Origin of the sequence: Yersinia rochesterensis, from assembly GCF_003600645.1 — a bacterium.
In the GTDB taxonomy this organism is placed as follows: Bacteria; Pseudomonadota; Gammaproteobacteria; order Enterobacterales; family Enterobacteriaceae; genus Yersinia; species Yersinia rochesterensis.
In genome coordinates, this window is the sequence record NZ_CP032482.1 from 3,417,193 (window position 1) to 3,438,079 (window position 20,887).

Consider the following 20,887-nt stretch of genomic DNA (forward strand, 5'->3'; position numbering starts at 1 on the left):
AATACAATAATTTCAATAAAAATCAAATAGTCATAAAAAAACAGCGGTTACTTGATTTTATCAATCTATCAAAAAAAAACCATTATTAATAAAAAATGTGAATTATTTAGACATAGACTTTAAGATACAATTTATAAAGTAGTAATAAAAATAAACTTACTCTATAGAAGGCATATATGAAAACAAAAAAATACAAAGTCATTTTATTAATCATACCAACTATTTTTGGATGTGAATCACATAATAAAAAAAACTCATTTGATAGGGATGTAATAGAAAAAGTAACGGCCCTGACATCGGGTATCCACTTCCTAAAAGAAATATGTGATAGAAAAAACCTACCCAATGAAAATGAAATAGTCAATATAGCAATTAAGGCACTAAAAAAAGATAAAGCGGTAAACAATCGTGAGTTTAGGACTAAAATAGCAACTCTAACTAAGATCAGATATGAAGAAATAAAATCACATAAAACAGATGACAAAAAAAAATGCCATGAACTTGAAAGCATTCTTAAACGATTTATTAAAATAGTAAACTCGTAATATACTCACCCCAAAAAATATACCCAATGCCAGCTAACGAAATATAAGGTCCAAACGCTATAAATTTTCGTTTTTCATTTGAAAATATATCAATAAGTATATAGGCAATAATTCCCAGACTAGAAGAAATTAAAACTAGAAAAGGTATGGCAGTGATACCAAACCAAGCCCCTAAAGCTGCCATTAACTTAAAGTCACCATAACCCATACTATCAATATTTTTTAATAGCTTAAATATCCAATAAGGCAGCCATAAAAACATATATCCCATTACTGCGCCCAGAACGGAAAATGATAATGGTGAAAAGGTATTATTTATATTTAAAACAAGCCCACACCAGAGTAATGGTAATGTAATGCAATCAGGGAGAATATAGTAACTAAGATCAATAAATGTCAGAACAATAAGAACCCAAACTAATAACAAACTGCAAAAGACTAAATAAGTATCTTGAAAAAGAAAAGCAATAATCAGAGTTAGGAATGTTGTCAATAGTTCGACAATAATGTATCTAGGATTTATTCTCCGATTACAACATTTAGTCACACCGTGCAAAAATAACCAACCAAATATGGGTATGTTATATCTAAGCGGCAAGGGGCTATAACAATGTGAACAAAATGATTTAGGAAGGCACAGATTAAATCCGCGTTTAAAAACATCCGCATCTTTTTTGTTTATAGTATTTTCAGGAGCAGTATCTAGAAGCATAATAGGAAGACGATAAATAATAACATTTAAAAAACTTCCCACACATAATCCAAGAAAAATATAAAGTGAAAGCCGGGGCAAAAAATGCATATCAGTCATAATTGTATTCTATACCTTTCTATAGTTTATTTAACAAAACAATATCGCCAGAAATATAACCACCATCTTTATCAATAGTTATATTCACGTTACTTACTTCAATTCTTTCATCTTGTGATAATATAAGAAATACATTCAGAAATTGATAAGAATCAGCACTTTCAATGTTCACTAAAATAGACTCTTTTTGTAAGTCAGTAATTTTGAATGCGATAGAGTTTTCATTAAGCAATGTTATTAACCCATCCTTAAAACCTCCACTAGAATGGCTACTAAATACAGTATTTGAATTTCTTTTCATCTTTAGCCTTTCAGCAAGAGATGATAGATTAATAACATTATCATTTAATATATCATATTGTTGTAAATAAATTTCATTTTCCAACATTGATTTCATAGCAAAACAAAATAGAATAAATGCCATAAAAAAAACAAAACTCGGTTTGAACAACAATAAATATAAAATATTTTTTTTAAAATTCATAAACAACATTCAAATGTTATATCGTTAGTTCCATTATCATTAATAACTTTAGATATACTAAACCTTTTATTTTCATCATCTACTTCGTTTAATGCCAAATTTATCTCTCGCCCCTTAGGTGCAGTTACATTAAAGCTAATTTTATTTTTCTCTTTATCAAAAACAAGGCTATTTATAGCGATATCAGTCTTGCCAAAGACTTCACTCGACATATGCAAAAAACCAATAAAGTCATGATCTATCATATGAATATTATATATTCCCTTATGAACATTAATGCTTTCTGTGTTTTCATATTTTTTTATTACTGGGTATTGAGTATAAAAATCCTGCAAGACTACATTTAACATATGAATATCCCGTAATATATCAATATTATGAAGCCAAGAATTTAAACACATTACGATAGATAATAAAAAGCACAAGTAACCAGTTCTTAACACAGGTGTATTATGAGCAATTTTTTTTCTATGCCGATAGTATCTTCCACTCAATAAATTAACATTATTATGTTCAAGATTATTAGCCATAATGCGTAACACTTCGCAATAATGTGTTGAATGAGAGCTAAGAGTTTGAACATCAAGGTGACTAAGTAAATTTTCAGGGAGAGATAATGACTTTGACCGGTATAAAACTTCAAATATATCTTCCTTGATTGAAAAACCAGACATATCACCGTTTCTTATTAGCCATTCATTACCCAGCTTTATTGAAAACCACTCTTCATCACTAAATGGTAATGTTAGTACATCCGGTATCATAGCCGTTGCAGATATGCCCGCATCCTTTAACCAGCCTAGCCAAAAATTCATTAACTCATGCTCAATAGCTGCTATGTAACAAAAAGCACTATCCACTTTTAGTGTCACTATATGGAAATCATCTATATTACTAATAATTGAACGTTCAATAGAGAATGCAAGGGATTTTTTATTATTTAATATTTCTTTATTTTTTATTCTAACTCGCCTAAAAATCACAAAACTAGCGGGTATTAATATTCTCACATCACTATTAAACCATAGAGAAATACTTTTCAATTCAGTATGATGATCTAGTTTTCCATATTTTCCATTTTCCGCCCCTTCTATCTTGGCATACCAGTAAATGGGATCACTTGCATGACTTCCTAATCTAATAACTAGTGTTGTTCGAGGGGAATCTACTCTCTTGATATTCTTCACTAAAACTAAGTCTCCGTTGTAATACGATAATATCTTTCTCATTTACATGAAAAAGACTCATTAACTGATTCCCCCCCCCTTTGCTTTCTAACCTAAAGATAGATGAAAAATAATATTCATTATGCAAAAAACTCAATCCGTCAATATTTCTTATTTCATTAATCTTATCTATATTAACAGTTGCATTATTTACAAGAAAATCAAAGAAAGACTCAACATTTTCAAATTCATTATTATATTTAAATGATATCGTTTTGGTAATATCGCTTTCACTAATTTCATTCATAAATATTGCTTGTAATAACTGGATATGATTAACGTCAAGCATGTTTACATTGATTAATAACTTAGTGTCATTTCTATAGCAAAGAAATGGAATTATCTTCAAAAAATCCTCATCATTAATATTAAGTAGATCGCCTATTGAGTCACCCACTAAGAGAGCATTCCTTATAGCTAATATGGAATAGCTATGTTCATTATTTATATTGTTCTGTTTTGAATTGTATTGACTAGCATGGTTGAAATCCATTATTAACTCATTGAGCACTGTTGAAGTAATATTATTTAGTTGAAAAAGATACTTTAACACTAACCAATGATAGATATAGTCATCCTTATTAATATAACTATTATTGTAGCGAAGAGTGTTTACATTAAAACAGTTTGTTCTATCAATTAGCTTATAATGCACATCTCTATTATTTATTTTTATAACTGATTTCGATGTTAATAATAGCGATGAGATAGCTTCAAAATGTAATTTAGTTGGCATTTTTTCAATTATATTTTTTAGAAAAAAACCTTCAGAACCCAGCAGTAATTTTTTTTCAGATTTATTACGTTCACTATTAGTCACAAAATAAAATGTATCATTTAGATAAAAATAGGCAGTAAAAACCATTGTACTCATCAGTAGAGTGACAGATAAAACGAGTAATAAAGCAACACCACGTTGTTTCACTCTATTATCCTTAGTTATATATTATTATTTAATAAAACAATAACTTTTCTTATAGTGCCTATATTTTCCAGCTCAATAATCAACTCAATTCCTTCAGGTAAAATGGCTATTTCGTCCCACTCATTTATCCATTTATTTTCATGAAAGACTCTAATGCGAAATGCTGTCACACCATCTAGAATTTTTGATACTGTCGGTTGATCTTCATTTAAGTGATACGATAGTTTTTCCAAAATATGACTCCTTAACCTATACCCTAAAATTTGTGATTCCATGTGATAGGTGAAGCCAGTATTAACGCCAATGTCACACGAAAAGTAAATGCCAAAGTCATCACTACCCAATAAAAATTTACCAACCCTAATACCATTATTAAGTTTTTTATTATGGTGTGAATAAGCATATATCATTGTATGTGAAAGTTGATGATCTAGTGTATTTACTACCCTCTGCAATTTATTAACTTGTTTTGACTTTTTATTAACTGCACTACTTCCTTTGCTAACAACAGTCATAGCTTGGTAAACAGTTAAACTTATCAAAGTGAAAATGATTACAGCCAATAAAACCTCTAATAATGTAAAACCTTGAGTGGGACGTTTATTCATTAATAACACGATATCCTTCCAGGATAAATATAGGAACTTTACTATTTTCTTGGCTACGGACTTCAACCGTCACAATACCTATAGTTTCATTTATTATTTCTCTTGATTGCCAATACCATAATTTGTTAACAATAAAATCGCTTCCTTTTATCCAACTTTCAGTTTGCTCTATTCTTTTCAATTTAATTTCAGCTAAAGCATTCTCCGCAACCCAAGAGGCCGACACCCTATCTTCGAGTGTTTTGACCCATAGTAATTGTTCACTAATAATAGCCATTATTCCGATACCAACAACAGAAAAAATCGCCATCGATAGTATGGATTCTAGCAATGTGAAACCAGAGCAATATCGCAAGTTATCACCTATTAAACCCCAAGCATTTCATGATTTATAAACCATTATTCGTATCATTTTTTTCTAATGATGTTAACCAATTACCTATATCATCTTCAGTCCCGACTTCTCTATCTGGTCCAGCTGAAAATATATCGATATCTTCATATTGGCCGGGATTCTTCATCTGATATGAGTTACCCCATGGGTCTTTTGGTAATCGTCTAATATATCCATTACTCGGATAAATTCGTGGAATCGGTAGGTCTGTTGGTTTAATAACTAATGAAATAACCCCTTGAGATTCAGTTGGATAATAACCATTATCCAACTTATACATATCCAATGCATTCTCTATCGCCGCAATGTCACTTAATGCTTTTTGCTGATCAGCCCTACTTTTATTTTCCATTAGGCTGGGTACTGTCAAACTAGCAAGCAAGCCTAAAATAATAACGATCACCATCATTTCTAATAATGTAAAGCCATTATATTTAATATTATTCATAGTTCTCCTTAGACAGTAATTATAAAATCAAACTATTCATTTCCAGTATTGGTTGAAAAATTGCCAAAACAATAAAAAATATAAATCCGGCCATTAAAATCATTATTACTGGCTCAAGTAATATTACAAATATATTTATATTATCAATTAATTCCTGCTCTTGAATATCTGTTATTTTTTCCAAAATAACATCTAACGTCCCGCTACGCTCACCAGATATAATCATATGTAAAATCATAGGGGAGAATCCATTACTATTAGCTAGAGACGATGACAAACTCCCACCTTCGCTAACTAATTTTGCAGCATTTTCTAACCCCTGCTTTATATATAAGTTAGTTACCACAGAACTGCTAATTTCCATCGACTTGATCAAATTAACACCATTAGAACTCAAAATTGTCATCAGTCTTAAATACCTAGATATATTTAAAATAAATATTGCCTTACCTAAAAACGGGGTTTTCAAATAAAAAGATGAAAAGAACATGTTTATCATTTTTATTTTTGATAATCCACACCATCCCCAAAAAACAATAATGAAAAGCATAGTAATTAATAATATATTATCTTCAAGCCAATGAGTCGTCATTATTAGGACTCTAGTAGACAATGGTAATACTTTATCATAAGAAACAAACTGTTCAATTATATTAGGGACTACTACAGATAACAGTGTTATTATAACGCCGATAGATATTAAAATTAAAATAGCAGGATAGACTAGCGCTTGAGCTATTTTATTTTTCACTTTATATGCCTGTTCTATATGATCGGCAAGCTTAGATAGTACTAAACCTAAATGACCTGATAGTTCACCTGCAGCAATCATAGATCTGTATAGTGAATTAAAAATAACTGGAAATTGTGATAGTGAATCGGAGAACGAATGGCCTTCAAGGATTTTCTTCCTTATCTCATTAATCACACTATTAACATTGTTTTTCGTACTTTGCTTTTCAATTATCTCTAGTGCTTCATCTAATGGGATTGAAGCATTGACTAAAATAGACATCTGCCTGGTAATTAAAATAAGATCCATGTTATTTATTTTTTTAAAACACTTAGCCCAGCGTAAAAACAAACTTTCATGCTTAATTTTAATTTTTAATAAAACCATTTTTTTTTGATAAATAACATGTCTGGCCGCTAATATATTCTCAGCTTCAATATTGCCTTTTATTTTCACCCCTTTATTATTAATAGCTAAATAATTAAACTTTGGCATACTTATCTTCTAAACTTACCCTCATCACTTCCTCTATTGTTGTGAGGCCTCCAACTATCTTTTCAATACCATCTTGCTCTATACTGCGTATATATCCCTTAGCTATTTTACTTAATTCAAGTTCGCTCCTCCCTTTATAAATACCCTCACGTAAATTGTTATCGATAATCAGTAATTCGTGTAAAGCGATTCGGCCACGATAACCTGTTTTATTACAATTATTACAGCCAACCGCACGAAATCCATATCCCTCTATAGGAATTTGATCATGAATATTCAACATTTGCAGAGTATCCTGTAGGTAGGGGCACTGTTCTCGGCATTCAGCACATAATCGTCGAACTAAGCGTTGAGATAAAACAGCCAACAAAGAACTAGATAACATAAATGGTTCAATCCCCATATCTTTGAGTCTAGTGACAGCACCAATCGCACTGTTAGCATGCAATGTTGATAAAACTAAATGCCCAGTTAAAGAAGCTTGAACTGCTATTTGTGCGGTTTCTACATCTCGTATTTCACCGATCAAAATAACATCAGGGTCTTGGCGCAGAATGGCTCTTAAGCTACGTGAAAAAGTCATATCAATCTTTGAATTAACTTGTGTCTGAGAAATTCTATCTATGTCAAATTCAATAGGGTCCTCCACTGTCATGATATTTCTTTCGCATGCGTCTATTCCCATTAACGCAGCATAGAGCGTAGTGCTTTTACCTGCGCCGGTAGGCCCAACAATTAATATAATACCATGGGGTTTAACAACCAATTTTTTCATGATATGGCTGTTTTTTTTCGACATTCCCAAACATTCTAGATCTAGTTTAAGGCTATTCTTATCTAATAGACGCATGACAACTCGCTCACCATGATTTACTGGTAATACCGAAACGCGAACATCCAATGATCGCCCTGCTAAACTGAGTGCTATACGGCCATCTTGTGGGATACGTTTCTCTGCAATATCTAACTTTGCCATAATCTTAATTCTCGAAACCAATAGTAACGCAACCCTACGTTGTAGCTCTAATATATTTTTTAACACACCATCAACACGAAATCTTATAATTACTTTCTCACTAAAAGATTCTATGTGTATATCTGATGCCAATTCTTTTATAGCTTCTACCAATATTGTATTTATTAGTTTTATTACTGGAGCTTCATTATTACTATCGAGTAAATCCTCACTAATTGGAAGTTCACTACTAAATGAATAAATAGCAATTTCATCACTTATAGCGTTCATTATTTTATGTGATTGTACTGAACTATTCTGATATACAGCAGCAAGTTGAGTGTCAAACTCATCATCAGTTACAATTTGGAGCCCAATAGGGCGATTGCCAACTCTGTTACCTTCAAGTATTGACTCAAGAGAAGCGGAGTCACGACAAATAATTTGGTAACCTTGTTTAACCGGTACTAAAATAACACCATTATCCTTGGCCCAGCTAAACGCTAATGGCAATAATTCAGATTTTATGAGGGTCATTTTTTTACCCCTATCATTTCATAAAACTCTACTATATCGTTTTTAAGAGAATTAAATTCATCATTTTTTATTTTTTCTGATAATACCTCCAGCGGTTCTTTTATATCTATAGAATATAAATTATTATGTTCAGTATATTTATCTGCTGTTGCTTTGCTATAGTCACTTGTCTCTCTGAGTATTGTCGGCCTGATAAAGAGAATCAGATTACTTTTCTCAATCTTTTCTTTCCTCTGCTGAAATAGTCGGCCTATTAAAGGAATATCACCTAAAAAAGGAACTTTATTTATGACTTTATTCAATTTTTTATCTAATAGTCCCCCAACGACAACTGTTTCACCGCTTTTAACCAATACTGCATTATTAACCACTCTCTTATTAAAAACCGAACCTAAATTATTGGCATTAGCATCAGATCTGTCAGCAACACTTGATACTTCTTGCCGAATTTCTAGCAAAACTGAATCGCCTTGGTTTATCTGTGGTTTGACTTTCAACATAACACCAACAGATTGTCTCGAAATCGAGTTATATACTTTATCTGTGGCCGTTGTTTGTGTAGAGGTAAGCACCGGAACTTCTTGACCGACATTGAACTCTGCCTCCATATTATCCAGAGTGACAATACTTGGGGTTGCGAGAATATTATTATTTGAATTAGTTGCTAGAGCAGTGAACAGACCATCCCAATTTCCTTTGTAAAAACCAGCTGTTAATCCTGATATCACCATAGGAAGGGGATTTTCACTACTGCTATTTGCTCTTATACTATCTGGATTTTGGATAAAATTGACCCCTCCATGAAACTTATTAGCCCATTGAATACCCAGATTCAGTCCTTCTCCATTTTGAGTTTCAACTATAATCGCTTCGACCAATACCTGAGCACGTCTGACATCTAGCTTTTCAATAACCTGATCTAATTCTTTCATTATTTTTGGATGAGCAGTAATCACTAAAGCATTTGTTTGATCATATGCCTTTATAGACACATTTCTAGCGTTGCTCTTCCCCGCTATTTTTTTGGCATTGTCACTTTGAACGCCACTGCTGACACCATTTAATACATCCAATAACTTCGATGCTTGTGCATACTTCATATAAATAACTTTAGTCGTGCCATAACTATCTTGTTGATGGTCAAGCCTCTTTATTATTTTAATGGCTCTTTTTCTGGTATGACTATCACCACTGATTAAGACTGAGTTAGTTCTCTCATCTGCAATGACTTTCCCAGCATTAAATAAATCTTTTTTAGTTGTATTTACTGGATTTATAACTTGATTGACTAATTTAATAATATCGGCGGCGATAGCATGATTCAATTGATAGAGTTCAATCTCTGCATCTCCAGGTTGATCTAATGTACTAATAATACTATATAAACGATTTACTACTGCTGCACGCCCTGTAATAAGCACTACGTTTGATGGGTCATAGTGAATGATACTTCCTGACTCAGTATTATCATTTAACTGGCGAAGTAATGGAGCCAAGTTCTTAGCTAAAATGTATTTAAGTTTAAATACTCGGTTAATAAGCTCATCACCTTGGGTTTCTTCTGCATTCTTTTGCAGCGGAACAACGGAGTTTTTTGCACGTTTTGCAGGGATGACCTTTAATATATTATTAGGCATTTCAACAACTGTGTACCCATAAACATCAAGTACATTTAAAAAGAATTGATAATACTTATCTTTATCCAATTGCTCAAAGCTACGAACGCTGACTACCCCTTGAACCTTGGGATCTATAATTATAGTTTTATTAATGTTCTTACTCACCGTATTAATAAACTCTTTTATATCAGCATCTCTGAATGATGCGGAAAAGTTAGCACAATATACTACCGCAGGTAAATAAGAAGCTAAAATTACCAATCTAAATAAATTAATATAAAACGAACTGAATCTTAAAAAAAAACCAACCACATTAGTATAGACTATAAATATTTTATTGTAGTAGTACATGAAAACACCTTTCTCAACAAATCAGGGTGATTTATCTATAAAATCACGAGTGTGTAGTGCTCTCCATTTTCATTGATTATAATCCGGTCTTTTAATATTTTAACAATAGTAACAGCCTCTATTTTATCACCCTCTAAGTATAAATTTTGTTTCCCATCAAATTCTAAAATTACAATAGAGCTTGCCTCATCCGTATGCTCCAATACACCCACTAATTTTAGAGTACCAGTATAAATTGGTGAGTTTAAAATATTCACTATCTCTGGAGTTATTTCTTTATCATTGTCTTTTCTTTTAAAAATAATAGAGTTTTTAATATCCTCTACCATTTTAGTTTTACTTATAAAGTTATTGCTCCATTCCCCCTCATATAATGATGGGATTTTTCTTTTATTTCTCTCCATTACCATATTAAAACCAACGCTAACTTGATAAAAAAGGTACGATATGAGAATAATTTCTAATATGATATTTTTTCTATTAAGCAATACTTTATAGGGTGTTATAAGTATCAGGTTAAAAAATGATAACACCCTAGCCTCTCATACGAATTTTAGTTTAATATTAAAATAGACAACTATTATCAATAACCAACAAACCTATCAATTGTATTATTTGATACCATCGCGCTCAATATCCCAGAGTCTAATCTGAGTCCGTATCTATTTATGGTTTTTACGATCCCATCAGGTATGCCAGCATTCTTCAAATGCACTCTGAATTTATGTATTAATTGATGGTAATTATTATCTGAAATGCTCTTATGATTCTCATACCAAACAACTTTAATGATATCTTGTTTTCTATTAACATCATTAAACAGACACATCACCAATCTCTTTTGTTTTTCATTAATATCAATGGTTAATTTTTTAGAGTGGAAATGTATTTTATTCATACAGCAATCCAGTGATATCTCTTTTTCATAATCAATCACCCCTTTACCATTAATATCAATGAATTTACTGCCAGAAACAACAGAGACTGTATCAACGTACATATATGACCCCTACAAATATATTCACTCAGTTAATAATAATAAATCACACTACAGATGTGATAAGAGAACTAGTGATTAGTATCGTGCTTACTTAATGAATAAATCCAATTAAATTATATTTTTTAATTATATTTGATGTTTTAAATGGTTTTCCCACACAAAAAACATTCCAATCATAGGCAAGAAATAAACAGTAAGATTGTATAACAATACAATTGAAACCTATATCACCAACAATGAAATAACTCAGCCCTATGAAGGGAACGCTTCCATTTAAAATATCTATATATTACTTTATTCATTTAGAAAAATACACGCAACCACTGAGTTAACATACAATAATAATTAAAAAACTCAAGGAATAAATGTTGTTTAATAATGTCAAATAAAGCTATTCATTATTGAAACATAATAATAACATTATATGTCATTTTTACTTCTATCTGTAAGGTCTATTTATTGATTTATATAATTCATATAGCTCGGAGTTTAACTAAAAAACGCCCATCACCATATGGAAACTTCTGTTTTATCGTGCAAGACTTGCTTTAAACATATAATCACAAATTTTAATTATGACCAAGGGTGTTACGTCAACAAAAAAAATTAAAGGATATATAAATATTAAATTGAAAAATATTTGATATTCCCCTTGAATGCGCTCAAGGGGAATTGAGAAACTCAACTTATTACATGAAGAACTCGACTTCACCGCCATTTAAGTTATACATACTGCCTACTATTTTCACTTTCCCTTCTTTCTCTAATTTATTAATTATTTCGCTATTTTTACGAATCTCATCAATAGTGTGTTTTACATTATTCTTCGCAACAGCATCTACATATTTTTCGTTTTTGCCACTCTTCTCACCATCAAATTGAGTCGTTGCAATCGCGGGCTTAATTTTATCGAGGAGGCCAGTCAGGTTGCCGAGTTCTACGTTATCAATAGCACCTTTGACAGCACCGCATGCAGTATGCCCCATGACCAAAATAACCTTTGCCCCCGCGGCGGCACAAGCAAACTCCATGCTACCTAATAAATCATCATTAGAAATGTTACCGGCAATCCTGGCATTGAATGTTTCACCAATTCCTGTGTCCAGAACAATTTCAGCTGGCGCTCGAGAATCAATGCAGCTCAATATAACGGCCGAAGGAAATTGCCCCTCTGCACTACTGCGTTTTTGTGCGAGATAATCGTGTTGCTGCATTTTCCCAGAAACAAATCTTTTATTACCTTGCTTCAATCCTTCCACTATCTGGTCGGGTGTTAATTTATCCCGTTCTTCTCGTGTCAGGGAAGCTGCATATGATATCTGAGGTAACCCTAGCCCAATCCCGCCAATAACACCCGCAGCGGTGATGCCCAAAGCAGCTTTTAGCACGGTCCTTCGGCTATTTGGATGGCTATCTTCTGAACAACAACCTGTTATCTTACTCATACTCTCTCCTTGAAACTATTGTTGTTATTTTCGATGCTGCACAATTAGTGAGCAGCCTATTAAATGTAGTACATCCAACTTGTTTTACACAATAGATAATAGATAATAGATAATAGATAGATTACCAAAAAATAAGCCTATTCTTGATTTCTAACCCTCCGAATTACATGTTGTTATTAAGTTCTCGATGGTTATCCCTCATCCATTGCGCCAGAGAGTCCAGTGTTGGCTTTAATGTTTGTCCTAAAGAGGTAATCTCATATTCAACACGTGGCGGCACTTCGGCATAAATTGTGCGGCGGACCAACCCACGTTGCTCGAAAGCCCGCAGTTGTCGGGTCAGCTCTTTTTGGGTAATAGGGGCAATCGCCCGCTGTAGCTCGCCAAATCGAATCGGGCCAGCAGTCACGATCAAACGATAGAGAATAGGAATTGCCCACTTCCCGGCAATAAGCTCAACGAATTGCACCATTGGGCACTTTTCTTCCGCGCGAACTCCATCGGATAGCGATTTATTTTTAGCTGCGAGGGACTGATAAGCTGTCATTACGTTCCTGTTTCATCCTTAGTATCAAATTGGTACCTACTATACTTTAGATACTTTTGTATTAAAAATAGTCTTCCATTGCTCCCAATAGGAAGGCTCATCATGAATCGTTTGAAAGATAAGTATGCATTGATTACCGGTGGTACTAGCGGTATCGGGTTAGAAACGGCGCGCCAGTTCTTGGCCGAGGGGGCAACTGTCGCGATTACCGGCCGAAATGAAGCCGCATTGCAAGCGGTACATGCCGAACTCGGAGAGCATGTTTGGCTATTAAAAAGTGATGCCCGCAATATCGCCGACCAATCAAAACTGGCGGCTAAACTTGCTGAAAGCTGGCCACGTTTGGATGTTGTTTATATCAATGCTGGTGATGTGACTCACAATCTAATAGAAGAGTGGGATGAAGCTAGCTTTGAACGAGTGATATCAACCAATCTAAAAGGCCCTTTTTTCCTGTTGCAATCATTGCTTCCACTGCTGGCGAACCCCGCTTCTGTCATTCTTTGCGGTTCAGCAAGTGTCCATATTGGTTTGCCCCAAAGCAGTGTGTATGCCGCCAGCAAGGCGGGGCTGCTTTCTCTTGCGCGCACCTTATCCGGCGAGTGGGCTGCAAGAGGAATTCGGGTTAATGGGTTAAGCCCAGGGCCGACACAAACTCCGGCCCTGCAAAAGCTAGGGTTATCAGGGAGTGAAGAAGAAAAACTGACAGATCAAATTCGCCAGTTAGTGCCGATTAAACGAATGGGAACACCGGCTGAAATTGCGCACGCAGCAGTATTTCTGGCTTCGGATGAATCCAGTTTCGTGGTCGGAACGGAGTTTCGGGTCGATGGCGGCGTCAGCAGTCTTTAGAGGGTTATGACTGACAAGAATTAGGTGGGGATTGAGGCCTATTTTTGAAATAAAACATTAAAGTTAGAAAATATCGTGAAGGCTGCAATCATAATTATTGGGAGAGGCCCTATTTAATAGGATAAAAGGGGCATTTTCTGCCCTCCCCAACCCGGCGAAACAGGGCTGAATATTGTGGCCGCGGATATAAAACAATCGGCATCGGGTTGGGCTATGAGCACCAACCCGCGTTAGCCGTATTAAGATGTTTGAACAAAACGGTCAAGTTGCCTGCGCAATTGGTCGTTTTCTTTCTTGAGCTGTTCAATTTTCTCCAGCAGAGTCAAGGTCATGGCGACACCTGACCAGTCCAGATCCAACTCATTTTGCAAGCGCCGGGCGCGTTTAAGACAGTTCAATGCATCCGCATCAAAAATCCAAACTCTGTCTGTCGGCTCTAACGGCACAATCACACCCAGCCCGACGACCTCGACCAATTCATCCTGCATTATCCCCGTTGACTGGCATAATTCAGTTAGGGTGTAGGTAATTTCTATTTCAGCCATAATCTGTTACTCCCACCCAGTCCGAGGATTAAATGCCGCCTGCTCTGACAGTTGTTGCCAAAGCGCCCGCGTTTTCTCGTCTGGTTTCGGTGGCATGACCACTTTGAGGATTGCGTACAGATCGCCAGTTCCTTTTTTGCTGACCAGACCTTTGCCTTTAATGCGCAACCGCTGACCACTTTGGCTACCCGCCGGGATGGTTAAGGCAATTTTCCCCGTCAGGGTCGGCACCTCAACACTGGCCCCCAATGCCGCTTCCCATGGGGCTAGCGGTACGACTATTTGTAAATTCTGCCCATCAATATCAAACAACGGATGTGGTGCAATACGAATAATTAGGAATAAATCACCATTGGCCCCGCCTGCAATACCCGGTGCCCCCTGCCCTTTAAGGCGAATGCGCTCACCATCACCCACACCGGCAGGAATTTTTACTTTCAATGTCTTCGCGGTTTCAGCACCTGGGAAGCCCGATTCATCAATGGTCGGTATTTTGTAAGAGATCGAGCGAGTTTGTTCAGCTAACGTTTCTTCTAAAAAGAGGGGTAATTCCATCTCAAGATCCTGCCCACGCACTCCATGAGATGCCCGATGAGATGAGTGTTGAGCTGAAGAAGCGCGGTGACCAAAGAAGGATTCGAAAAAGTCAGAGTAATCGTGAGCGCCGGCACCGGCACGACTGTGCCATTGTTGACCACCCGCGGCCTGTCGTTGATCAAACTGATGTTGGCCAAACCTAGGGTCATTACGGTGCAATCTTAATTCGTCATACTCAGCTCGCCGCTCGGTATCCTTTAATACTTCGTAAGCCTCGGCAACTTCTTTAAACTTACTCTCAGCATCAGCTTCAGAACTGACATCCGGGTGATACTTACGGGCCAGCCTGCGATAGGCTGTTTTAATTTCTTTTAAGGAAGCCGTGGGCTCGAGGCCCATAACAGCATAATAGTCTTTGAATTCCATGCGGTTATATCCTTACATTCAATGTTCAATTAGGTATATCCCCAGCAGACTTAGATAAAACCTATTTATGTCTATTTTAAATTTTTTCAACCCCATCAAGTGGGTAAACCTAACAGTAAACTATAGCGGTAACTGCTTACTTGTGGGTGATCGGCCTCTATTTGCATAAAATTATTCTGATATTGTTTGTACGTCACCAATCATATAACCGATCCGTAGATTTACTGGCCACTGGCAGGGTTCTTTTCTGGTTAACCTGCTTCACCGAGGAACGAACAACTAATTTGCCAGGCAACAGGGTATTACTGAACGGAGCATCTGGCCGCAATATACGCCGTTGTAATAGCTGGATAGCTTCCGCCCCCAGCTCATCGCGCGGGACATGCACCGCCGTGAGTGGAACATCATGGATTTCAGCCAAATTAAAACCATCCATACTCATGACCGACACACTCTCTGGCACGTTTATATTCAATTTATTCAGCGCATTAACAGCACCAACCGCCATATAATCGCCCCCCGCCAAGATAGCCGTCGGCAGCTGGCTCTTATCCTCACAGCTGGCCATAAAGGCGGTGATTGCTTGCTCGGCTTCTTCTGCGCCAAAACCATGAGTGGTCACCAGATGCTGGTTATCATCAAAATGCATATTATTGCTGGCGAATGCCTCTTTAATTCCCACCAGCCGCAACTCCATGGTGTTACGCCGCAAACACTGCAAGGTTAAAATACGCCGATGCCCCTGTTGTATCAGATAGTTGGCAGAAAATTCGCCGATCAATTGGTGATCAGGAGACACACTGTCCAGTGACATTTCTTTGTCGCGACAATTTATTAATATCGACGGCTTATGCACACCAGCCGCTAAGGTATGAACCCGTGGGTCATCGATGCCAATAATAATTGCCGCTTCCGTCTGCGGATGGGTCATTTTTTCCAGGAATAGGGAAATATCGCAGTGAGTTTCAGATAACCCGCAGTAGCGAATCATTACCTCATGTTGACTGACCGCTTCAGTTATTCCCTGAATGACTTTGTAGTAAAAGATATCAGTGCGCACATCAAAAGCCCGGTGTGGCGCAAATACCATAATGTTATTGAGCATTAACCGCCCGCTAGATAAATTCTGTAAAATTCCCTGCGACTGCGCATAGGCCATAACCCGCTGTTTTGCTTTCGCACTGGTATTCGCTTTGCCGGCTAACACTCTGGATACTGTGCTAATTGAAAGGCCAGTCTGATTAGCTATTTCTTGTATTTTTAGCTTTCCATTCATTTTGTGATCTCTCTCAAATTAGCAAATGAAAAAATTTTCATGACCAGTAAATCCCTTATTCAGGGCGTTACCCAATACAAATGCTGAAATATTATTCAGCTTATGAAAATACTTTCAAAAAAATGCGTATTAAAGCCAATTTAAGCTAGTTACCTTGTTTTAACCAAAATAATCAAGCTTTGGTAAACCAATTTTAAAAACTTATCAGTCCGGTTATTTTTGATTAAAAATAAAAACACTACTAATATCAAATCTTTAAACTTTATTGGCCTATTTTAGTGTGAGAGGAATCACATTAAAACTCAGCTTAATCTTAATAACCAAAAATGGATCTTACCAAAATAATAAGTTGGTCCGGTTAATTTGCTACCGACTAATACTTTACTACCAACTGGCACCAGGAGGCAGGGATGAGTGTTGAGATTAATCAATCCGCAAAAGTTGTTGGGCGACGGAAAATAAAATCATTACGCTGGTGGATGCTGGCGCTATTTCTACTTGGGGTCACTGTTAACTATATTACCCGTAACTCGCTGGGTATCCTCGCCCCTGAGTTAAAAACCAGTCTGAATATGACCACTGAACAATATTCGTGGATAGTGGCATCATTCCAGTTGGCTTACACCGTATTTCAGCCGCTCTGTGGCTGGTTAATTGATGTCATCGGTTTGAAGATGGGGTTCCTGATCTGCGCCAGTGTTTGGGCGGTGGTGTGTATGATGCACGCCGGAGCGGGCACTTGGTTCCAACTGGCCGTACTGCGTTTCTTTATGGGCAGTGCTGAAGCCGCCGCCACACCGGCAAACGCCAAAGCTATTTCGGATTGGTTCCCGAAAAAAGAGCGCCCGATTGCAGCGGGCTGGGCTGGCGTCGGCTTCTCTATCGGCGCAATGTTAGCGCCACCGATTATTGTATTGGCCCATGTTGCCCTCGGCTGGCAAGGTGCATTTCTCTTCTCCGGTGCCTTAGCCATGGTGTGGGTGCTGTTATGGTGGCGTTTTTATCATTCACCAGATACCCACCCCAATCTGAGTAAAGAAGAGTTTGAACTGATTCATCAGGATAATGAGCCAGTATTACCACGGCTGCCGTTCCTGAAATCCTTAGCTATCCTCAGCAAAAACAAAAAATTCTACGGCATTGCTATCCCCGCATTCTTGGCAGAACCGGCATGGGCCGTGTTTAGTTTCTGGGTTCCGCTGTATTTGGCGACCGAGCGCGGCATGGATTTGAAGCAAATCGCCATGTTCGCCTGGCTGCCCTTCCTCGCGGCAGATATCGGGAGTGTTGCCAGTGGCTACTTAACTAAACTCTATCAAAAATGGTTTGGTTGCAGCCGCGTTAACTCGGTGGTGGCCAGCTCGGTCACCGGTGCTTTCATGATGATTTCACTGGCCTTTGTCGCCATCACCGAAAGCCCGTATCTGGCGATTGCATTAATCTCGATTGGCGGCTTTGGTCATCAGGTTATCTCCTGCATGCTCAGCGCATTAGTGGTTGAATCCTTTGATAAAAATCAAGTGGCCACTGTCAACGGGCTACGAGGTTCTTCGGCCTGGATAGCCAGTTTCCTGTTTACTTTATTAATCGGTGCGGTGTCCGACACTATCGGCTTTAACCCACTATTTATCGCCATGGGCTTCTTCGATTTGATTGGTGCAGTGTTCCTGGTCTCCCTGTTTGCTGAGCGCCGCAATAAAGCCCAACCGGCCGCCTGATGCTATACCCTTTAAGAGATAAACTAAGATGAAAACATTAAAAAACTGGTTATTAATCAATGAATTTCCCGACCATTTGGAATTACTGGTTGATGACCGTCATATATTTTGTCTGTATGTATTAGAGCCAAATCTCTGCCGCGTGCTGATTAAACGCAATGGCGAACTGGCACTGAACCGCACCTGGAGCATCGCGCCAGAAAGAGATGTGCCGTGGTCTGGGCGTGACCGCCTGAGTTTGGCGGGTTTCTCCGTGCCGGGCTATCAGTTACAGCACCATGAACAACAATTGATAGTGACCACCGACTGTTTGCGAGTCACTATTCATCAACCGCTGTATTTGGAGTGGGAATATAAGAATCAGCACGGCGAATGGCAGCCACTAGCAGCAGATAGGCCAACCAGCGCTTATTTACTCAGCCCACAAGGAGAAGCGATTGCTCACTATCAGCGCCGCTATCCTAATGAGCAATATTATGGACTGGGTGAGAAAGCCGGTGACCTTAACCGCGCGGGTCGCCGCTTTGAAATGCGCAATTTAGATGCCATGGGCTACAACGCCGCCAGCACTGACCCACTTTACAAGCATATTCCGTTCACCATTACTCGCCGTGATGATGTCAGCTTCGGCCTGTTCTATGACAATTTAAGCAACTGCTGGTTGGATTTGGGTAACGAGATTGATAATTATCATCTGGCTTATCGCCGTTATCAGGCCGAAGCCGGTGACCTTGATTACTATATGTTCCTCGGCCCGAAAGTGCTGGATGTGACTAAAGCCTTTGTTCGTCTGACGGGTAAAACCCAATTTGGCCCGAAATGGAGCCTCGGCTACAGCGGCTCCACCATGCACTACACCGATGCCCCCGATGCACAGGTGCAGTTACAAAAGTTCATTACTTTGTGTCAGCAGCATGATATTCCCTGTGACTCATTCCAGCTCTCATCCGGCTACACCTCCATCAATAATAAGCGCTATGTCTTTAACTGGAATAACGACAAAGTGCCGCAGCCCAAGGTGATGAGCCAGGCGTTCCTGCAAGCTGGTATCAAACTGGCGGCCAATATCAAACCGTGTTTATTGCAGGATCATCCTAAATATCAGGAAGTTGCAGAGCGCGGTTTGTTTATTCGTGATGGTGAAACCGGGCTGCCGGAGCGCTCTTCATTTTGGGATGATGAAGGTTCTCACCTTGATTTTACCAACCCCAAAACCGTGGATTGGTGGCAGGAAAACGTCACTAAGCAACTGCTAGAGCTGGGGATTGGCTCCACCTGGAATGATAATAATGAATACGAAGTGTGGGATGGCGAAGCGCAATGTAATGGATTCGGTGAATCCATCGCCATCAAACACATCAGGCCGGTGATGCCTCTGCTGATGATGCGGGCCTCAATGGAAGCTCAACAGGCATTCGCGCCAGAAATGCGCCCATATTTGATATCACGCTCCGGCTGTGCCGGGATGCAGCGCTACGCCCAAACCTGGAGTGGTGATAACCGCACCAGTTGGCAAACTCTGCGCTATAACATCCGCATGGGGCTGGGCATGAGCCTATCTGGGTTGTATAACCTCGGCCATGATGTCGGCGGTTTTTCGGGCGATAAACCGGAAGCTGAATTATTTATTCGCTGGGTACAAAACGGCGTGATGCATCCGCGATTTACCATACACTCATGGAATGACGATAATACTGTCAATGAGCCGTGGATGTATCCCGCTGCCACGCCAATGATTCGCGATGCAATGGCGCTGCGCTATCGGCTATTACCTTACTTTTACACATTACAATGGCAAGCCACTCATGATGATGAGCCGATGTTGCGCCCAACTTTCCTCGATCATGAGCATGATAGCAGCACGTTTAAGGAAAATGACGACTTTATGTTGGGCCGTGATTTACTGGTTGCCAGTGTGGTGGAATCGGGCCAGCGCCAACGTCAGGTCTATTTGCCAGATAATAATGTCGGTTGGTATTGTTTCTATACTGGACAGTGGTATAGCGGCGGGCAAACTATTGTTTTAGAAGCGCCACTGGAGCGCCTACCTCTGTTAGTGCGGGCCGGTGCCGCGCTGCCGCTGTCACGACGTATTGCTTTTGTGAATGCTGCGCAAGATACCCAACGCGAGTTAGTGCTGTACCCGACGAAAGGGGGCGGCCAATCTAGTGGGATGCTGTTTGAAGATGATGGTGAAAGCCACCGCTGGCAGCAAGGTCATGCATTATGGCTGAGCTGGCAGGTGACAACGGATAATCACCGCATTGATATGACTTTCAGCCGCACGGGAAGTTATCAACCCGCCTGGCATGAACTGACAATAACTCTCCCGGAGCACGAGCGCCGCGAGTTGTATATCAACGGGGTTGCCAGTCATACATTGCAGTTAAGTCAGCTTGGTTAATCGACG

General features: G+C 38.2%; 21 protein-coding genes and 1 pseudogene. 4 read left to right on the forward strand and 18 right to left on the reverse strand.

Annotated elements, in window-relative coordinates; translation table 11 throughout:
• The first annotated feature begins 176 nt into the window (after positions 1 to 176).
• Positions 177 to 545: a type II secretion system pilot lipoprotein GspS gene (gspS, locus tag DXZ79_RS15895; protein ID WP_038631152.1), complete on the forward strand. Its 369-nt coding sequence runs from the start codon at positions 177 to 179 to the stop codon at positions 543 to 545.
• Here gspS and DXZ79_RS15900 read toward each other — a convergent pair.
• The 15 genes and pseudogenes from DXZ79_RS15900 to DXZ79_RS15965 form a co-directional block, all read right to left on the reverse strand.
• On the reverse strand, positions 526 to 1,356 hold the full coding sequence (locus DXZ79_RS15900; RefSeq protein ID WP_120011437.1) for a prepilin peptidase: 831 nt from the start codon (positions 1,354 to 1,356) through the stop codon (positions 526 to 528). The genes gspS and DXZ79_RS15900 overlap by 20 nt on opposite strands.
• 19 nt (positions 1,357 to 1,375) lie before the next feature.
• A complete protein-coding gene (locus DXZ79_RS15905) occupies positions 1,376 to 1,840 on the reverse strand; it encodes a hypothetical protein (protein ID WP_144242875.1) in 465 nt (154 codons plus the stop codon).
• The gene (gene gspL, locus DXZ79_RS15910; RefSeq protein WP_244942290.1) at positions 1,837 to 3,027 is read right to left on the reverse strand and encodes a type II secretion system protein GspL; all 1,191 of its coding nucleotides are present in this window, start codon (positions 3,025 to 3,027) and stop codon (positions 1,837 to 1,839) included. The genes DXZ79_RS15905 and gspL overlap by 4 nt, the downstream gene beginning before the upstream one ends.
• Positions 2,978 to 3,991, reverse strand: coding sequence for a type II secretion system protein GspK (locus DXZ79_RS15915; RefSeq protein WP_120011439.1), 1,014 nt, complete (start codon positions 3,989 to 3,991; stop codon positions 2,978 to 2,980). The genes gspL and DXZ79_RS15915 overlap by 50 nt, the downstream gene beginning before the upstream one ends.
• A 14-nt stretch (positions 3,992 to 4,005) precedes the next feature.
• Complete coding sequence (gspJ, locus tag DXZ79_RS15920) at positions 4,006 to 4,599, reverse strand: type II secretion system minor pseudopilin GspJ (protein ID WP_120011440.1); 594 nt, start codon at positions 4,597 to 4,599, stop codon at positions 4,006 to 4,008.
• Positions 4,592 to 4,909 carry a type II secretion system protein GspI gene (locus DXZ79_RS15925; RefSeq protein ID WP_244942291.1) on the reverse strand — a complete coding sequence of 106 codons (318 nt, stop codon included), beginning with the start codon at positions 4,907 to 4,909 and terminating at the stop codon, positions 4,592 to 4,594. Before DXZ79_RS15925 ends, gspJ begins: the two co-directional genes overlap by 8 nt.
• Positions 4,910 to 4,954: pseudogene (locus DXZ79_RS21340) on the reverse strand (hypothetical protein); the annotation flags it as partial.
• A gap of 34 nt (positions 4,955 to 4,988) precedes the next feature.
• Complete coding sequence (gene gspG / locus DXZ79_RS15930; protein WP_120011442.1) at positions 4,989 to 5,441, reverse strand: type II secretion system major pseudopilin GspG; 453 nt, start codon at positions 5,439 to 5,441, stop codon at positions 4,989 to 4,991.
• Positions 5,442 to 5,460: 19 nt separating this feature from the next.
• Positions 5,461 to 6,669, reverse strand: coding sequence for a type II secretion system F family protein (locus tag DXZ79_RS15935; protein WP_120011443.1), 1,209 nt, complete (start codon positions 6,667 to 6,669; stop codon positions 5,461 to 5,463).
• A complete protein-coding gene (gspE, locus tag DXZ79_RS15940; protein ID WP_038631139.1) occupies positions 6,656 to 8,161 on the reverse strand; it encodes a type II secretion system ATPase GspE in 1,506 nt (501 codons plus the stop codon). Before gspE ends, DXZ79_RS15935 begins: the two co-directional genes overlap by 14 nt.
• A complete protein-coding gene (gspD, locus tag DXZ79_RS15945) occupies positions 8,158 to 10,131 on the reverse strand; it encodes a type II secretion system secretin GspD (RefSeq protein ID WP_244942292.1) in 1,974 nt (657 codons plus the stop codon). Before gspD ends, gspE begins: the two co-directional genes overlap by 4 nt.
• 35 nt (positions 10,132 to 10,166) lie before the next feature.
• Entirely contained in the window at positions 10,167 to 10,535 is a 369-nt protein-coding gene (locus tag DXZ79_RS15950) for a type II secretion system protein N (protein WP_080987143.1), read from the reverse strand.
• Between the two features lie 179 nt (positions 10,536 to 10,714).
• A complete protein-coding gene (locus DXZ79_RS15955; RefSeq protein ID WP_120011444.1) occupies positions 10,715 to 11,131 on the reverse strand; it encodes a winged helix-turn-helix domain-containing protein in 417 nt (138 codons plus the stop codon).
• A 689-nt stretch (positions 11,132 to 11,820) separates the two neighbouring features.
• On the reverse strand, positions 11,821 to 12,576 hold the full coding sequence (locus DXZ79_RS15960) for a carbonic anhydrase (RefSeq protein WP_038631132.1): 756 nt from the start codon (positions 12,574 to 12,576) through the stop codon (positions 11,821 to 11,823).
• 163 nt (positions 12,577 to 12,739) lie between these two features.
• The gene (locus DXZ79_RS15965) at positions 12,740 to 13,123 is read right to left on the reverse strand and encodes a winged helix-turn-helix transcriptional regulator (RefSeq protein ID WP_120011445.1); all 384 of its coding nucleotides are present in this window, start codon (positions 13,121 to 13,123) and stop codon (positions 12,740 to 12,742) included.
• Positions 13,124 to 13,225: 102 nt separating this feature from the next.
• Between DXZ79_RS15965 and DXZ79_RS15970 the strand changes: the two genes are divergently transcribed.
• Positions 13,226 to 13,975, forward strand: a complete 750-nt coding sequence (locus DXZ79_RS15970; RefSeq protein WP_038631128.1) for an SDR family oxidoreductase — start codon at positions 13,226 to 13,228, stop codon at positions 13,973 to 13,975.
• A 239-nt stretch (positions 13,976 to 14,214) separates the two neighbouring features.
• Here the strand turns inward: DXZ79_RS15970 and cbpM are convergent, their stop codons facing one another.
• The 3 genes from cbpM to DXZ79_RS15985 all read right to left on the reverse strand — a co-directional run bounded on the left by cbpM (position 14,215) and on the right by DXZ79_RS15985 (position 16,759).
• Positions 14,215 to 14,520, reverse strand: coding sequence for a chaperone modulator CbpM (gene cbpM, locus DXZ79_RS15975; RefSeq protein ID WP_038631126.1), 306 nt, complete (start codon positions 14,518 to 14,520; stop codon positions 14,215 to 14,217).
• 6 nt (positions 14,521 to 14,526) lie between these two features.
• The gene (cbpA, locus tag DXZ79_RS15980; protein WP_038631124.1) at positions 14,527 to 15,483 is read right to left on the reverse strand and encodes a curved DNA-binding protein; all 957 of its coding nucleotides are present in this window, start codon (positions 15,481 to 15,483) and stop codon (positions 14,527 to 14,529) included.
• A 193-nt stretch (positions 15,484 to 15,676) separates the two neighbouring features.
• The gene (locus tag DXZ79_RS15985; protein WP_050292099.1) at positions 15,677 to 16,759 is read right to left on the reverse strand and encodes a LacI family DNA-binding transcriptional regulator; all 1,083 of its coding nucleotides are present in this window, start codon (positions 16,757 to 16,759) and stop codon (positions 15,677 to 15,679) included.
• Positions 16,760 to 17,169: 410 nt separating this feature from the next.
• Here DXZ79_RS15985 and DXZ79_RS15990 point away from each other — a divergent pair, with 410 nt between their 5' ends.
• Positions 17,170 to 18,477 (forward strand): MFS transporter, encoded by a 1,308-nt coding sequence (locus tag DXZ79_RS15990; protein ID WP_038631120.1) that lies wholly within the window; start codon positions 17,170 to 17,172, stop codon positions 18,475 to 18,477.
• Between the two features lie 28 nt (positions 18,478 to 18,505).
• A complete protein-coding gene (locus tag DXZ79_RS15995) occupies positions 18,506 to 20,881 on the forward strand; it encodes a glycoside hydrolase family 31 protein (RefSeq protein WP_038631118.1) in 2,376 nt (791 codons plus the stop codon).
• The last annotated feature ends 6 nt before the right edge of the window (positions 20,882 to 20,887 follow it).

Coding starts and splice junctions, on each gene's coding strand:
- gspS (WP_038631152.1), top strand. CDS start 177: ATGAAAACAAAAAAATACAAAGTCATTTTATTAATCATACCAACTATT.
- DXZ79_RS15900 (WP_120011437.1), bottom strand. CDS start 1,356: ATGACTGATATGCATTTTTTGCCCCGGCTTTCACTTTATATTTTTCTT.
- DXZ79_RS15905 (WP_144242875.1), bottom strand. CDS start 1,840: ATGAATTTTAAAAAAAATATTTTATATTTATTGTTGTTCAAACCGAGT.
- gspJ (WP_120011440.1), bottom strand. CDS start 4,599: ATGAATAAACGTCCCACTCAAGGTTTTACATTATTAGAGGTTTTATTG.
- DXZ79_RS15925 (WP_244942291.1), bottom strand. CDS start 4,909: ATGGCGATTTTTTCTGTTGTTGGTATCGGAATAATGGCTATTATTAGT.
- gspG (WP_120011442.1), bottom strand. CDS start 5,441: ATGAATAATATTAAATATAATGGCTTTACATTATTAGAAATGATGGTG.
- DXZ79_RS15935 (WP_120011443.1), bottom strand. CDS start 6,669: ATGCCAAAGTTTAATTATTTAGCTATTAATAATAAAGGGGTGAAAATA.
- gspE (WP_038631139.1), bottom strand. CDS start 8,161: ATGACCCTCATAAAATCTGAATTATTGCCATTAGCGTTTAGCTGGGCC.
- gspD (WP_244942292.1), bottom strand. CDS start 10,131: ATGTACTACTACAATAAAATATTTATAGTCTATACTAATGTGGTTGGT.
- DXZ79_RS15950 (WP_080987143.1), bottom strand. CDS start 10,535: ATGGAGAGAAATAAAAGAAAAATCCCATCATTATATGAGGGGGAATGG.
- DXZ79_RS15955 (WP_120011444.1), bottom strand. CDS start 11,131: ATGTACGTTGATACAGTCTCTGTTGTTTCTGGCAGTAAATTCATTGAT.
- DXZ79_RS15960 (WP_038631132.1), bottom strand. CDS start 12,576: ATGAGTAAGATAACAGGTTGTTGTTCAGAAGATAGCCATCCAAATAGC.
- DXZ79_RS15965 (WP_120011445.1), bottom strand. CDS start 13,123: ATGACAGCTTATCAGTCCCTCGCAGCTAAAAATAAATCGCTATCCGAT.
- DXZ79_RS15970 (WP_038631128.1), top strand. CDS start 13,226: ATGAATCGTTTGAAAGATAAGTATGCATTGATTACCGGTGGTACTAGC.
- cbpM (WP_038631126.1), bottom strand. CDS start 14,520: ATGGCTGAAATAGAAATTACCTACACCCTAACTGAATTATGCCAGTCA.
- cbpA (WP_038631124.1), bottom strand. CDS start 15,483: ATGGAATTCAAAGACTATTATGCTGTTATGGGCCTCGAGCCCACGGCT.
- DXZ79_RS15985 (WP_050292099.1), bottom strand. CDS start 16,759: ATGAATGGAAAGCTAAAAATACAAGAAATAGCTAATCAGACTGGCCTT.
- DXZ79_RS15990 (WP_038631120.1), top strand. CDS start 17,170: ATGAGTGTTGAGATTAATCAATCCGCAAAAGTTGTTGGGCGACGGAAA.
- DXZ79_RS15995 (WP_038631118.1), top strand. CDS start 18,506: ATGAAAACATTAAAAAACTGGTTATTAATCAATGAATTTCCCGACCAT.